This is a genomic window from Streptomyces phaeolivaceus (genome assembly GCF_009184865.1).
Lineage (GTDB): Bacteria > Actinomycetota > Actinomycetes > Streptomycetales > Streptomycetaceae > Streptomyces > Streptomyces phaeolivaceus.
This window is the reverse complement of sequence record NZ_CP045096.1, coordinates 3,909,898-3,923,734: the sequence shown is the minus strand read 5'-3', so window position 1 is coordinate 3,923,734 and position 13,837 is coordinate 3,909,898. Positions and strand designations below refer to the sequence as shown.

General features: G+C 70.5%; 10 protein-coding genes and 2 pseudogenes. 4 read left to right on the top strand and 8 right to left on the bottom strand.

Translation table 11 applies throughout. The features are described 5' to 3' along the window. Positions 1 to 27: 27 nt before the first annotated feature. A complete protein-coding gene (locus F9278_RS18360; protein WP_152169341.1) occupies positions 28 to 489 on the bottom strand; it encodes an Rv3235 family protein in 462 nt (153 codons plus the stop codon). Between the two features lie 362 nt (positions 490 to 851). Here F9278_RS18360 and F9278_RS18355 point away from each other — a divergent pair, with 362 nt between their 5' ends. After that, a complete protein-coding gene (locus F9278_RS18355; protein WP_152169340.1) occupies positions 852 to 1,367 on the top strand; it encodes a DUF6912 family protein in 516 nt (171 codons plus the stop codon). A gap of 174 nt (positions 1,368 to 1,541) precedes the next feature. Further along, a complete protein-coding gene (locus tag F9278_RS18350; RefSeq protein ID WP_152169339.1) occupies positions 1,542 to 2,210 on the top strand; it encodes an HAD family hydrolase in 669 nt (222 codons plus the stop codon). Between the two features lie 43 nt (positions 2,211 to 2,253). On the opposite strand, the pseudogene F9278_RS18345 reads toward F9278_RS18350, so the two are convergent. Both F9278_RS18345 and F9278_RS48725 read right to left on the bottom strand, forming a co-directional pair. Beyond that, positions 2,254 to 2,711 (bottom strand): annotated as a pseudogene (locus F9278_RS18345) (DJ-1/PfpI family protein); the annotation flags it as partial. A 14-nt stretch (positions 2,712 to 2,725) separates the two neighbouring features. Next, positions 2,726 to 3,073, bottom strand: coding sequence for a hypothetical protein (locus F9278_RS48725; protein ID WP_404818912.1), 348 nt, complete (start codon positions 3,071 to 3,073; stop codon positions 2,726 to 2,728). A gap of 535 nt (positions 3,074 to 3,608) precedes the next feature. Here F9278_RS48725 and F9278_RS18335 point away from each other — a divergent pair. Beyond that, entirely contained in the window at positions 3,609 to 8,582 is a 4,974-nt protein-coding gene (locus F9278_RS18335; protein WP_152169338.1) for an NAD-glutamate dehydrogenase, read from the top strand. Positions 8,583 to 8,929: 347 nt separating this feature from the next. Here F9278_RS18335 and F9278_RS18330 read toward each other — a convergent pair whose 3' ends face one another. The 4 genes and pseudogenes from F9278_RS18330 to F9278_RS18315 all read right to left on the bottom strand — a co-directional run bounded on the left by F9278_RS18330 (position 8,930) and on the right by F9278_RS18315 (position 12,445). After that, positions 8,930 to 9,946 carry a serine/threonine-protein kinase gene (locus F9278_RS18330; RefSeq protein ID WP_193241539.1) on the bottom strand — a complete coding sequence of 339 codons (1,017 nt, stop codon included), beginning with the start codon at positions 9,944 to 9,946 and terminating at the stop codon, positions 8,930 to 8,932. 159 nt (positions 9,947 to 10,105) lie between these two features. Further along, positions 10,106 to 10,498, bottom strand: a pseudogene (locus tag F9278_RS18325) (glycosyltransferase); the annotation flags it as partial. Positions 10,499 to 10,623: 125 nt separating this feature from the next. Further along, positions 10,624 to 11,493 carry an ABC transporter ATP-binding protein gene (locus tag F9278_RS18320; protein WP_404818911.1) on the bottom strand — a complete coding sequence of 290 codons (870 nt, stop codon included), beginning with the start codon at positions 11,491 to 11,493 and terminating at the stop codon, positions 10,624 to 10,626. After that, on the bottom strand, positions 11,486 to 12,445 hold the full coding sequence (locus F9278_RS18315; protein ID WP_152169337.1) for an ABC transporter permease: 960 nt from the start codon (positions 12,443 to 12,445) through the stop codon (positions 11,486 to 11,488). The genes F9278_RS18320 and F9278_RS18315 overlap by 8 nt, the downstream gene beginning before the upstream one ends. A gap of 179 nt (positions 12,446 to 12,624) precedes the next feature. Between F9278_RS18315 and F9278_RS18310 the strand changes: the two genes are divergently transcribed. After that, positions 12,625 to 13,251: a TetR/AcrR family transcriptional regulator gene (locus F9278_RS18310; RefSeq protein ID WP_152169336.1), complete on the top strand. Its 627-nt coding sequence runs from the start codon at positions 12,625 to 12,627 to the stop codon at positions 13,249 to 13,251. Between the two features lie 25 nt (positions 13,252 to 13,276). Here the strand turns inward: F9278_RS18310 and F9278_RS18305 are convergent, their stop codons facing one another. Beyond that, on the bottom strand, positions 13,277 to 13,771 hold the full coding sequence (locus F9278_RS18305; RefSeq protein WP_152169335.1) for a GNAT family N-acetyltransferase: 495 nt from the start codon (positions 13,769 to 13,771) through the stop codon (positions 13,277 to 13,279). Positions 13,772 to 13,837: the final 66 nt, after the last annotated feature.

Genomic DNA, 13,837 nt, shown 5'->3' with positions numbered 1-13,837 from the left:
TGCCCGGTGTGCCTGGCGTGGGGGTGCTCAGTCGTCGTCCGGGTGGGGGTGCTTCGGGCCGCCGAGTTCCACGGCTGTGCAGCGCCAGCGGTGGTCGGGGCCGTGTTCCAGGCGGAAGGCCATCGCGCGCAGGCGGTCGCCCGCGCCGATGCGGGCGAAGACCTCCAGGGCGCCGCGGTCGGCCACGTAGTAGCCGATGTCGCGGACGACGGGGTGGGCGCCGTGGGTGAAGCGCAGGAGGCCCTGTTCGGCGAGCCGGGCCAGGTCGTCGTAGGCCCGGCCCGCGGTGTGGCGCAGCATGCTGTGGACCGGGCGGCGACCGCTCAGTACGGCGAGGAGGAGGTCGGCGAAGCGGTCGGTGGGGCGGGGGTGGGTGAGGGACGGGGCGGCGGTCGTGCGGGACGGGGTGCGGCCGGGGCGGCGGGGGTCGTGGCGGACGGGTGGGCGGGTGCCGGGGTGGCGCTTGGTCCTGGTCATGACCTTGTTCATCGGAGATCCCCGTTCGTCGGTGAGGCTGCGAGTACCAGTGGGTAACTTGGTGTTGGGGATCTTGTACGAGACCGGCGGGGGGCGTCGCAAGGGAGCGCGGGGGGCCGACGGGGGGCGGGGGAGGTTCACCTATCAGGGTGACGGGGAGGGGTGCCGGGCCCGGCGGGGCGGGGGTGTGCCGGGTGAGACGGCGGGCCCGGGGTGGACGCGTGCGGAGGGCTGGGCGGGGGCTCGAAAGGGGACGCCCGCACGTATCCTGAAGGCCCTCCGGGGGCTTCGCGGGAACGGGCTGGAAGAACGCCGGACGAACCGTCGAAACGCTCCGGGGCGCTCCGAGACCACGACTACGAAAGCGGACTGCGATGCGCGTCTACGTCCCCCTGACCCTTCCCGGGCTCGCCGAGGCGTACAAGACGGGTGAGCTGGGGGAGGGGGCGTTCGTCGCGTACGCCGTCACGCCGGCTCTGCGGGAGTGGTATCTGTCCGACGACATCGAGGAGTTGGAGTACGCGGCGTTGAACCGGGCGGCGCTCGCGTCGTTGCGGTTGGTGGCCGTGGATCCGGGGGCGGCTCGGCGGAGGGTTGTCGTGGCCGTGGATGTGGCGGACCGGGACGCGGTGGCCGATCCCGATCGGGGGCTCGATCCGGTGGCGCTCGGGGAGGTGCGGGTGGCCGGGCCGGTGTCGTTGGGGAAGGCCGCGGCCGTGCATGTCGACTCCCTGGAGGCGGAGGGGGAGGTGGGGGAGGCGGCGGACGCGTTGGGGGCGGCGGATCAGGGGGACGACGACGCGCAGTTCATCGTGGACGGGGCGGATGATCATGAGCTGCTCTGGTACGCGACGCAGGAGATTCCGAACCTTGTGGGGTTGGGGGGCTGAGCGGTGCCCTCGGCCGGGGCTGAGCTGGGGCGGGGTTTCGCTCACCGGCGCTTGCGGGGTGCCGCCGCGCCCACCCGTGCCGCCCTTAGCGGCACGATTGCCCGCAGCTGAGTAGGCGGGTAGGCGGGTAGGCCGGGGGAATGCGTTGTCGGTGGTGCGGGGTACGTTCTGGGTATGGGGATGAACGGAGTCGGGGCGCATATCGTCTGGGACTGGAACGGGACGCTGTTCCATGACAACGAGGCGATCATCGGGGCGACGAACGCCGCGTTCGCGGAGCTGGGGATCGAGCCGATCACGCTGGAGCGGTACCGGGAGCTGTACTGCGTGCCGGTGCCGAAGTTCTACGAGCGGCTGATCGGGCGGCTGCCCACGGACGAGGAGTGGGAGGCCATGGATGTGGTCTTTCACCGGTACTACGCGGAGCACCGGATCGGGTGCGGGCTGACCGAGGGGGTGCCGGGGCTGCTCACCGAGTGGCTCTCCGCCGGGCGCAGTCAGTCGATTCTCAGCATGTATGTGCACGAGGAACTGGTGCCGCTGGTGCGCGGGTTCGGGATCGAGCCGCATTTCGTGCGGGTCGACGGGCGCACCGGCCCCTCCGGCGGCAGCAAGACCGAGCACATGGTGCGGCATCTGCGCCGGCTCGTGGGCGTGGAGCCGAGACGGACCGTGGTGATCGGGGACGCCGCCGATGACGCCGTCGCCGCCCGGCATGTCGGCGCGCAGGCCGTGCTCTACACCGGGGGCTCCCACAGCAGGGCCAGCCTGGAGGGGGTCGGGGTGCCCGTCGTGGACACCCTGGAGGAGGCCGTCGAGGAGGCCGAGCGGCTCGCCGCGTAACCCCCGGCCCACCACCCCGGCCCCCCCTTACCCTTCGCCCCTCTCACGTCACCGGCGCCTTCGCCCGCAGCACCGTGAGGAACTCCCGCATCCAGCCGGAGTGGTCCGGCCAGGCGCGGGCGGAGACGAGGGTGCCGTCGACGACGGCCTCGGCGTCCTGGAAGGTCGCGCCGGCGGCCTGCTTGTCGAGTTCGAGCGCGGGGTGGGCGGTGACGCGGCGGCCGTGCAGCGCGTCCACGGCCGCCGTGAGCAGCGGCCGTGGCAGATCTGGGCCACCGGTTTGTCGGTGTCGAAGAAGGACTTCAGGATCTTGCGCAGCTCGGGGTCGTTGCGCAGATACTCCGGGGCCCGGCCGCCGGGGACGACGACGGCGACGTACTGACCGGGGTCGACCTCGGAGAAGGCCAGGTCGGCGGGCCAGCTGTAACCGGGCTTCTCGGTGTGGGTGTCGTAGCCCGGTTCGAAGTCGTGGACCACGAAGCGAAGCTGTTCGCGGCTAGGGCCTGTCGTTCGGATCACGCCTGGGCCGCGGGGCGTGGCACGCACTCCCTCACTGCCTCAAGGGCGTGGGGGACCCCCAGCCGCGTTGTCGTCACTCGCCGACTCCCCCACTCTCGACTTCGTTCGAGCGGGAGGTACCCCCATCGCGTCGACGCCCTCCTCCGCCTTGCGGCCGCACGCACCACGCCCCGCTCACCGGCGGTCACCAGGCACCGTGACCCGAAGCCGGCATGATCCGAACGACAGACCCTGGGAGCGGCGACATGGACCTCGTACCCCTCCTCGCGGAGGCGTTGGTAGGGGTACAGGACCTCCAGTGACTCCGCCGCGTCGCCGGTCACGATCCGGATCTTGGCCGTCATGGTGGGCTCCCCTCGATACCGCAGGGCTCTCCTCGTCAGGCTATGGCTTCCCCGGTGGCGCGTATAGGCTCGGTTGCGCGGAGGTAAGCTCAAAAGTGCGCGAGGGGCACTGTGTGGAACGTCAAAGTTCGGGCCCGTGTTTTGTACACATACGGCTCATGACGTGCCCCCCGTCCGGAGGGATAGCCTTGTGGCGTGATCAGCGCGATAGCTCGCGGGGACGCGTTCGTCCCTGCCCTGCGCCCGGTGGACACGGACGACATCCGTGTCCGGGCGGCGGTCGCTGGTCCTCGCGGGCGGGAGGGAGCCACCAGGGCTCCCGGGACGCCGGGTGCGCCCACTGGTCGGACGCCGCCGAGAGCAGCGTCACACCCTTGTCGGGTATCGAGAATGGCTGATTACCCCCCGCTCATCTCACCCTGCGGCATAGCGTCGAATCAGACCGGACACCCCGTGTCGTGGTGGCGCGTCGGAGGGGACGAGTTCGTACTTCCTTCTGCGTCACGCAACGGCGCGCGACAGGAGCCAGAGGACAATGCAGACCAAGCTGGACGAAGCCAAGGCCGAGCTGCTCGAACGGGCCGCCCGGGTAGCTGAGAACAGCCCGGTCGGGGGGTATCTACCGACTGGGACGACGAGCGAGAGCACGTCCGACATCCCGGACCACGACACCGTGCTCGCGTTCCTCCAGCGCTACTACCTGCACACCGCCCCGGAGGACCTGAGCGGCCGTGACCCGGTCGACGTCTTCGGAGCCGCCCACTCCCACTACCGACTGGCCGAGAATCGCCCCCAGGGCACGGCCAACGTACGGGTGCACACCCCGACCGTCGAGGAGAACGGCTGGACGTGCAGCCACTCCGTCGTCGAGGTCGTCACCGACGACATGCCCTTCCTCGTCGACTCCGTGACCAATGAGCTGTCACGGCAGGGGCGCGGGATCCATGTCGTCATCCATCCGCAGGTCGTCGTACGGCGCGATGTCACCGGCAGACTCGTCGAACTGATCACCGACACCGCCGCCGTCGCCGCGGCCTCCGCCGCCGTGGCCAATGGCGAGACGCTGCCGCACGACGCGCACATCGAGTCCTGGATCCACGTCGAGATCGACCGCGAGACCGACCGGGCGGACCTCAAGCAGATCAACAACGATCTGCTGCGCGTCCTGTCCGACGTCCGCGAGGCCGTCGAGGACTGGGAGAAGATGCGGGAGGCGGCGGTCCGTATCGCCGACGGCCTGCCCGCCGAGCACACCGCCGACGACCTGCGTGAACAGGAGGTGGAGGAGGCCCGCGAGCTGCTGCGCTGGCTCGCCGACGACCACTTCACCTTCCTGGGGTACCGGGAGTACGAGCTGCGCGAGGACGACTCGCTGTCCGCCGTCGCCGGTACCGGCCTCGGCATCCTGCGGTCCGACCCGCACCACTCCGGACCCGACCAGCACCCCGTCAGCTCCTCCTTCGAACGGCTGCCCGCCGACGCCCGCGCCAAGGCCCGGGAGCACAAGCTCCTCGTCCTGACGAAGGCCAACAGCCGGGCCACCGTCCACCGGCCGTCCTACCTCGACTACGTGGGCGTGAAGAAGTTCGACGCCAAGGGCAATGTCATCGGTGAGCGGCGCTTTCTAGGGTTGTTCTCCTCGGCCGCCTACACCGAGTCCGTGCGCCGGGTGCCCGTCGTCCGCCGCAAGGTCGAGGACGTCCTGCGGGGCGCCGGGTTCTCGCCCAACAGCCACGACGGGCGCGATCTGCTCCAGATCCTGGAGACCTACCCGCGCGACGAACTGTTCCAGACGTCCGCCGACGAACTGCGGTCCATCGTCACCTCCGTGCTCTACCTCCAGGAGCGCCGCCGGCTGCGGCTCTACCTCCGCCAGGACGAGTACGGGCGCTACTACTCCGCGCTGGTCTACCTCCCGCGCGACCGCTACACCACCGGCGTACGCCTCAGGATCATCGACATCCTGAAGGAGGAACTGGGCGGTATCAGCGTCGACTTCACCGCCTGGAACACCGAATCGATTCTCTCCCGGCTGCACTTCGTGGTCCGCGTCGAGCCGGGCACCGAACTCCAGCACCTCAGCGACGCCGACAAGGACCGCCTGGAGGCCAAGCTCGTCGAGGCCGCCCGGTCCTGGTCGGACGGGTTCGCCGAGGCGCTCAACGCCGAGGTCGGCGAGGAGCGCGCCGCCGAGCTGCTGCGCAAGTACGGCAACGCGATCCCCGAGGGGTACAAGGCCGACCACAACCCGCGCACGGCCGTCGCCGACCTCGTCCGCCTCGAAGCGCTCGAACAGGACGAGGACTTCGAGCTGAGCCTGTACGAGCCGGTTAGCGCCGCGCCCGACGAGCGCCGCTTCAAGATCTACCGCAAGGGCGGCTCCGTCTCGCTCTCCGCGGTGCTGCCCGTCCTCAACCGCATCGGCGTCGAGGTCATCGACGAGCGGCCGTACGAGCTGCGCTGCGCGGACCGGACGACCGCGTGGATCTACGACTTCGGGCTGCGGATGCCGAGGCCGCAGTCCGGGAGCGTGGACTACGCCGGGGACGACGCCCGGGAGCGGGTGCAGGAGGCCTTCTCGGCGACCTGGACCGGGCAGGCCGAGAACGACGGGTTCAACGCGCTCGTGCTGAGCGCCGGGCTCAACTGGCGGCAGGCCATGGTGCTGCGCGCGTACGCCAAGTACCTGCGGCAGGCCGGATCCACCTTCAGCCAGGACTACATGGAGGACACCCTCCGCAACAACGTCCACACCACCCGGTTGCTCGTGTCGCTGTTCGAGGCGCGGATGTCGCCGGACCGGCAGCGGGCGGGCCGGGAGATCGTCGACGCGCTCCTCGAAGAGGTCGACGCGGCGCTCGACCAGGTGGCGAGCCTCGACGAGGACCGGATCCTGCGGTCCTTCCTCACCGTCATCAAGGCGACGCTGCGGACGAACTTCTTCCAGGAGGCGGCCGGTGGCAAGCCGCACGACTACGTCTCCATGAAGTTCGACCCGCAGGCCATCCCCGATCTCCCGGCGCCGCGACCGGCGTTCGAGATCTGGGTGTACTCACCCCGGGTCGAGGGTGTGCATCTGCGGTTCGGGAAGGTCGCCCGAGGGGGCCTGCGCTGGTCGGACCGGCGGGAGGACTTCCGGACGGAGATCCTGGGCCTGGTCAAGGCGCAGATGGTCAAGAACACCGTCATCGTGCCCGTCGGCGCCAAGGGCGGCTTCGTCGCCAAGCAGCTGCCCGACCCGTCGGTGGACCGGGACGCGTGGCTCGCCGAGGGCATCCGCAGCTACAAGACCTTCATCTCCGCGCTGCTCGACATCACCGACAACATGGTCGCGGGCGAGGTCGTACCGCCGTCCGACGTCGTCCGGCACGACGAGGACGACACCTATCTCGTCGTCGCCGCCGACAAGGGCACCGCGACCTTCTCCGACATCGCCAACGGGGTCGCCGAGAACTACAACTTCTGGCTCGGGGACGCCTTCGCCTCCGGCGGCAGCGCCGGCTACGACCACAAGGGCATGGGCATCACCGCCCGCGGTGCCTGGGAGTCGGTCAAGCGGCACTTCCGGGAGCTGGGCGTCGACACCCAGCGCGAGGACTTCACGGTCGTCGGCATCGGTGACATGTCCGGTGACGTGTTCGGCAACGGCATGCTGCTCAGCGAGCACATCCGGCTCGTCGCCGCCTTCGACCACCGGCACATCTTCATCGATCCCCACCCGGACGCGGCCACCTCGTACGCCGAGCGCCGCCGGGTCTTCGAACTGCCCCGCTCCAGCTGGGCCGACTACGACACCGATCTGATCTCCACCGGCGGCGGCGTCTTCCCGCGCACCGCCAAGGCGATCCCGATCAACGGCCACATCCGCGACGTCCTCGGCATCGAGGAGAAGGTCGCCAAGATGACCCCGGCCGACCTGATGAAGGCCATCCTCAAGGCACCGGTCGACCTGCTGTGGAACGGCGGCATCGGTACGTACATCAAGGCGTCGACCGAGTCGCACGCGGACGTCGGCGACAAGGCCAACGACTCCATCCGCGTCGACGGCGGGGACCTGCGGGTCCGGGTCGTCGGCGAGGGCGGCAACCTCGGCCTCACCCAGCTGGGCCGGATCGAGTTCGCGCAGATCGGTGGACGGGTCAACACCGACGCCATCGACAACAGCGCGGGCGTGGACACCTCCGACCACGAGGTGAACATCAAGATCCTGCTCAACGGCCTGGTCACCGAGGGCGACATGACGGTCAAGCAGCGCAACAAGCTGCTCGCCGAGATGACCGACGAGGTCGGCGCTCTCGTCCTGCGCAACAACTACGCGCAGAACACGGCCATCGCCAACGCCCTCGCCCAGTCCAAGGACATGCTCCACGCCCAGCAGCGCTTCATGCGCCACCTGGTGCGCGAGGGCCATCTCGACCGGGCGCTCGAATTCCTGCCCACCGACCGGCAGATCCGTGAGCGCCTCAACACCGATCGCGGACTCACCGGCCCCGAGACGGCCGTCCTCCTCGCCTACACGAAGATCACCGTCGCCGAGGAACTGCTGCACACCTCCCTCCCGGACGACCCCTACCTGCGCAAGCTGCTGCACGCGTACTTCCCGACGCAGCTGCGCGAGCAGTTCGCCGAGCATGTCGACAGCCACCCGCTGAGCCGCGAGATCGTGACGACGCTGCTGGTCAACGACACGGTCAACACCGGTGGTACGAGCTTCCTGCACCGGCTGCGGGAGGAGACCGGGGCCTGTCTGGAGGAGATCGTCCGGGCGCAGACCGCGTCCCGCGCGATCTTCGGGTCGGGCGCGGTGTGGGACGCGGTCGAGGGCCTCGACAACACGGTCGACGCGGGCGTCCAGACCCGGATCCGGCTGCACTCCCGCCGGCTCGTCGAGCGCGGTACGCGCTGGCTGCTCAACAAGCGGCCGCAGCCGCTCCAGCTCAGCGAGACCATCGCGTTCTTCTCCGAGGGCGTGCACCTGGTCTGGAGCGAGCTGCCCAAACTGCTGCGCGGCGCGGACCTGGAGTGGTACCAGAAGATCCACGACGAGCTGACCGGCGCGGGCGTCCCGGAGGAGCTGGCCACGAAGGTCGCGGGCTTCTCCTCGGCCTTCCCCACGCTCGACATCGTCGCGGTCGGCGACCGGGTCGGCCGTACGCCGATGGAGGTCGCCGAGGTGTACTACGACCTCGCCGACCGGCTGCGCATCACCCAGCTCATGGACCGCATCATCGAGCTGCCCCGCGCCGACCGCTGGCAGTCCATGGCCCGCGCGGCGATCCGCGAGGACCTGTACGCGGCCCACGCCTCCCTCACCGCCGAGGTGCTGTCGGCGGGCAACGGCTCCTCCACACCCGAGCAGCGCTTCAAGGCGTGGGAGCAGAAGAACGCGGCGCTGCTCGGCCGGGCGCGGACGACCCTGGAGGAGATCCAGGGCTCCGACGCGTTCGACCTCGCCAACCTGTCGGTGGCGCTGCGGACGATGCGGACGCTGCTGCGCGGGCACGCGTAGCGGTACGGCGGAGGGGGCGCCCCATGGCTTCGGGGCGCCCCCTTTCGTGTGCGTGCGCGCCGGGCTACTCGGAGGTCTTCTTCTCTGGGGTCCTGCGGTCCCAGAGGGCTCAGGATGTCGCCAGTGTTGCTGCTGATGGGAGCCTCCCCCGGTGCGGTGCCGAACTCCTGTGCCGGTGTGGGCACTTGGCGCGGTCCGAAGCTTATACGGCACTTATGGCACTTGGGGTGGGTGTTGTGGTTCCGGGTGGGTGCGGGTGCGTGGGGGCTGGTCGCGCGGTTCCCCGCGCCCCTGAAGAGCCGGGGCTGCGCCCCGTGCTCTTCGGGCCGAAAAAGCAGGGCGCAGCCCTAAGGGTCTCGGCGGACCCGGCGGCGCCACTCCTCGTCGCGGACCGTGATCGGGGCCGTGGGCGGGAGCGGGGCGCGGCGCGTCGTGGGGGCCTCGGTCAGGGACAGCGTGCGGAAGGCCGTTTCGATGAGCGTCACCGACGTGGCGACCGGCCCCGGCAGCCACGCGGTGAAGTCGCGGACGTCCCGGCGGGCCGATCCCGCGCAGTGTTCGGCGACGGCGGCGGCCGAGGGCCGGGAGTCCGGGTCGGCGGTGAGGCAGCGGCGGACCACGTCCACGAGGGGGCGGTCGATACCGTCCAGCGCGGGCGGCGCGACGTCCGTGGCGGCGATCCGCGTCGCGATGGCCAGCGGGTTGCCCCGGCCGTACGGATGGTGTCCCGTCGCGGCGACCGCGGCGATCAGGCCCAGCGCGAACACGTCGGACGCGGAGGTCACCCGGCGGCCGAGGGCGTGCTCGGGGGACATGTGGCGCGGGGTGCCGATGAGGCGTCCGGCGGTGGTGAGGGTGGCCGCGCCCGCCGCCCGCGCGATGCCGAAGTCGAGCAGCCAGGGCCCGTCCGCGGCGAGCAGCAGGTTGCCCGGCTTCACGTCGCGGTGGATGACCCCGGCGGTGTGCACGGCGTCCAGCGCGTACGCGGCGCAGGCCAGCAGTTGCAGGACGGTCGGGACGGGGAGCGGGCCGTGTGTCTCCAGGGCCTGGTCGAGGGGGATGCCCGGGACGTAGTGCGTGGCCAGCCAGGGGCGCCCGGCATCGGCGTCGTGGTCGACTATCGGCACCAGGTGGTAGCCGGAGACCCGGCGCCCGGCGGCCACCTCGCGGGCGAACCGCTCACGGAAGGCGGGGCTGTCGGCGTACTCCTGCCGGACCAGCTTCAGCGCGACCGGCTGGCCGCCCCGGCTGCGGGAGAGATAGACGGTCCCCATGCCGCCCTCGCCGATCCGGGCGTACAGCGGATACCCGGCGATCTCGCGCGGATCGTCCCTCCGCAGCGGCTCAGGTACCACCCCGCGCATCGACCGCCCCCTCCGCTCAGCCTGTCCGCGGAGCGTATCGCGGGCGCGGAACCCGCACTCACCCATTGACATCTACCCAGGTGGCCCGAAGGCGCGCGACCGCGTAGAGAGGGCGGAAGCAGGGATGAACGGAACCGATGGGGTGAATACCGGCGTGGATCAGCGACCCGCCATGTCCGCCGAGTCCGGGCGACCCGCCATGTCCGTCGTCGTGATCGTCCACAACGACGAGGCCAACGCCTTGTCTGCCATCAACCGGTCCAGTCGGCGGGCCAGTTCACCCGTGTTGCCGGGGGCGGCGAGCAGCCCGTCCTCCCCGTCGCGCACGATCTCGTGGACGCCGGGCGCGCAGTCGAAGGCGACGCACGGGACGCCCATCGCCATGGCCTCCATGAGGGCGAGGGGGAAGCCCTCGCCCCGGGAGGACAGGGCGAAGACGGAGCCGCCGCGCAGGGCGCCCGGGACATCGTGCGTACGGCCCATCCAGGACACCGACGCGTCGAGGCCGAGCGCCGTGCACTGCTTCCTCAACAACTCCTCGTCCTCGCCGGAGCGGGACCGCATGGGGGACAGGGCGAGGGAGAACATTCGGCGGTACGGGGTGGAGGAGATCGTGGACAGGTGGGAGGCCTTGTTCACGTTCCTGGAGAGGTGAACAGCGAGGGGAGTCGGGCGACTTACTTCTTCCCGCCGGTGAACTTCTCGTACTCCTTCAGCACCTCGTCCGTGGGCCCGTCCAGACGGAGTTCCCCGCGCTCCAGCCACAGCACCCGGTCGCAGGTGTCCCGGATCGACTTGTTGTTGTGGCTGACGAGGAACACCGTGCCGGCGTGCTTCCGCAGCTCGCGGATGCGCGCCTCGGACCGCTTCTGGAAGGAGCGGTCGCCGGTGGCGAGGGCCTCGTCGATGAGGAGCACGTCGTGGTCCTTGGCGGCGGCGATGGAGAACCGCAGCCGGGCCGCCATACCGGAGGAGTACGTGCGCATGGGGAGCGTGATGAAGTCCCCCTTCTCGTTGATGCCGGAGAAGTCGACGATCTCCTCGTACCGCTCCTTCACCTGCTCCCGGGACATGCCCATGGCGAGCCCGCCGAGGTGGACGTTGCGTTCGCCGGTCAGGTCGTTCATCAGGGCCGCGTTGACGCCGAGCAGGGACGGCTGGCCGTCGGTGTAGATACGGCCGTTCTCGACGGGGAGGAGTCCGGCGACGGCCTTGAGGAGGGTCGACTTCCCGGAGCCGTTCGTCCCGATCAGCCCGATCGCCTCGCCCCGGTACGCGGTGAAGGAGACGTTCCGTACGGCGTGCACCTTGCGGACACCGGCCGCCTGCTCGGACTTCTTCCGCCGCAGGATGCGGTTGAGCGCGGCGGTGGCGGTGCCGCGCCCGGCACCGGTGCCGTTGACGCGGTAGACGATGTCGACGGAGTCGACGACGACGGTGGGGATCGGCTCGGCAGGGGCGGCGGCCTGGTCGGCTGCCTGCCGTGTGCCCGGAACGGTGGAGGTGGAGGTGGAGGTGGAGGTGGGGGTGATGGTGATGTCAGCCACGGCCGTACGTCTCCTCAGCCTTCCAGAAGTAGATGAACCCGCCGACGCCCGCGACGAGCGCCCAGCCCGCGGCGATCGCCCAGACGTGGGAGGGCAGTTGGCCCGCGTGGAAGCTGTCGATCAGCGCGAAACGCATGAGGTCGATGTAGACGGCGGCCGGGTTCAGCTCCAGCAGGAGGTGCACGACGGCCGGCATGTCCCGGTCGGCCAGGATGTGGTCCATGCTGAACATCACGCCGGACGCGTACATCCACGTACGCAGCACGAACGGCATCAGCTGCGAGATGTCGGGGGTCTTGGCGCCGATCCGTGCCATCACCATCGCGACGCCCGCGTTGAACACGAACTGGAGCGTCAGCGCGGGGACGATCAGCAGCCAGGACATGGCGACCGGCACACCGAAGGCCAGCAGGATCACGACCAGCGCGGCCATGGAGAACAGCAGCTGCTGGAGCTGTTGCAGGCAGTACGACAGCGGCAGTGAGGCCCGGGGGAAGTGCAGGGCCCGGACCAGGCCGAGGCTGCCCGATATGGCCCGGGTGCCCGCCATGATCGAGCTCTGGGTGAAGGTCCACACGAACACACCGGTCACCAGGAACGGGACGTAGTCCGGGACGCCCTTCTTGGTGCCCATCAGCAGACCGAAGATCAGGTAGTAGACCGCCGCGTTGAGCAGCGGGTTCGCGATCTGCCAGACCTGGCCCAGCTTCGCCTGGCTGTACTGGGCGGTCAGCTTCGCCGTGGCGAAGGCGGTGATGAAGTGCCGCCGGGCCCACAGCTGCCGTACGTACGCGCCGAGCGAGGGGCGGGCCCCGCTGACGCTGAGGCCGTACCGCTCGGCGAGCCGGGCCGGGGTCTCGGCGGCACGGGCGGACCGGGTGGCCTGCGTCGCTTGGGCGGCTTGGGGGGTGTCCGCCGTGGTCGGGGGCGGTGTGTGGAGGACCTGGCTCACATCCGCTGCTTTCGCTAGTGGGGGAGGACCGCGTGGGCGGGCTGTGCTTCTTACGCCGTCTTACGCCGCCCTTGCCCTGCTCTTACGTCGGGACGGGACCGTATCGTCGCAACGCGAGAGTAAGCCGATAAGGCGTCGGAACGCAACCGTTTCGTCGTCACGCCCCTATGCTGTGAGCCATGACGACGAACGCCGGCCCGGATCGGACCCCACCGCGCCGCCGGGCGCCCGCCGGGGCGGCCGTGCTCCGGGAGGACGTGACCGAGGCGATCCGGGCGGCGGTCTTCGAGGAACTCGCGGCCGTCGGCTACGCCCGGATGTCCATCGAGGGGATCGCGCGCCGGGCGGGTGTCGGCAAGACGGCGGTGTACCGGCGCTGGCGCTCCAAGCTGCACCTGGTGCTGGACCTGGTCTCGGCGGTAGCGGTCCAGGGCCTGCCGGCGCCCGACACGGGTTCCCTGGAGGGTGACCTCCGGCTGCTCTACGAGGTCACGTCCCGCGCCCTGCGCCACCCCGTCGCCGGGCAGATCATCCCCGACCTCCAGGCCGAGGCCGCCCGTAACCCGGAGATCGCCGAGGCCATGCAGAAGGCGTTGCGGGAGGGGCAGCAGAGCGTCGCCACGGGGATCGTCGCGGCGGCGGTCGCGCGCGGCGAGGTCCGGGACGGCGTGGACGAGGATCTGGCCCTGGATGTGATCTCCGGGCCGCTGTACTGGCGGTCGGTGGTGGTGCGGGCACCGAGGCTGCCGAAGGGGTATCTGGAGAGCTTGACCCGGGCTACGGCGGGGGCGTTGCGGGCGTTGTAGGACTGGGCCGGGGCGGGGCTTGTGCTCAGCGGGGGTGCTGCGTGAGGTTGCGGAGGTAGGAGAGGCCGGGGCGGCCGGAGAACTGCCTCTCGCCGACGACGGTGAACCCCGTGCGGGTCAGCACGGCTCGTGATGCCGCGTTGTCGAGGGTGGTCCCGGCGCGCAGGACGGTCAGCCCGTAGCGGTGCGCGGCGAGGTGGCACAACTCCCGCACGGCCCAGGTGGCCAGCCCCCGGCCCGCGGCGCGTTCCGCGATGCGATAGCCGAGTTCGGCGCCGCCGTCCGCCACGTCCACGAGATTGATCCGCCCCAGCACCTCGTCCTCGGCGCCGACCAGCACGTGGAAGTAGCAGTCACCGGCGGCCTGTTCGGCGAGCCGGTCCCGGAGGTGCTCGTCGAACCGGGCGAAGTAGTCGTCGCCCCGGTCGGGGATGGACGCGGCGAAGTAGGCCCGGTTCTCCTGCTCGAAGGTGAGCAGGGCGGGGGCGTGGTCGGTCCGGAGCGGTTGTATGTCGGGCATGGAGTCAGGCAAGTACTCAGGCATGGACTGAGGATGGAACGCGGGCGGGTACTCGGGCATGGGCAG

What these genes read in the sequence shown, in the direction of transcription:
- F9278_RS18335 (WP_152169338.1), top strand. Translation starts at nt 3,609, where the DNA reads ATGCAGACCAAGCTGGACGAAGCCAAGGCCGAGCTGCTCGAACGGGCC.
- F9278_RS18310 (WP_152169336.1), top strand. Translation starts at nt 12,625, where the DNA reads ATGACGACGAACGCCGGCCCGGATCGGACCCCACCGCGCCGCCGGGCG.
- F9278_RS18355 (WP_152169340.1), top strand. Translation starts at nt 852, where the DNA reads ATGCGCGTCTACGTCCCCCTGACCCTTCCCGGGCTCGCCGAGGCGTAC.
- F9278_RS18360 (WP_152169341.1), bottom strand. Translation starts at nt 489, where the DNA reads ATGAACAAGGTCATGACCAGGACCAAGCGCCACCCCGGCACCCGCCCA.
- F9278_RS18330 (WP_193241539.1), bottom strand. Translation starts at nt 9,946, where the DNA reads ATGCGCGGGGTGGTACCTGAGCCGCTGCGGAGGGACGATCCGCGCGAG.
- F9278_RS18350 (WP_152169339.1), top strand. Translation starts at nt 1,542, where the DNA reads ATGGGGATGAACGGAGTCGGGGCGCATATCGTCTGGGACTGGAACGGG.
- F9278_RS48725 (WP_404818912.1), bottom strand. Translation starts at nt 3,073, where the DNA reads ATGACGGCCAAGATCCGGATCGTGACCGGCGACGCGGCGGAGTCACTG.
- F9278_RS18305 (WP_152169335.1), bottom strand. Translation starts at nt 13,771, where the DNA reads ATGCCCGACATACAACCGCTCCGGACCGACCACGCCCCCGCCCTGCTC.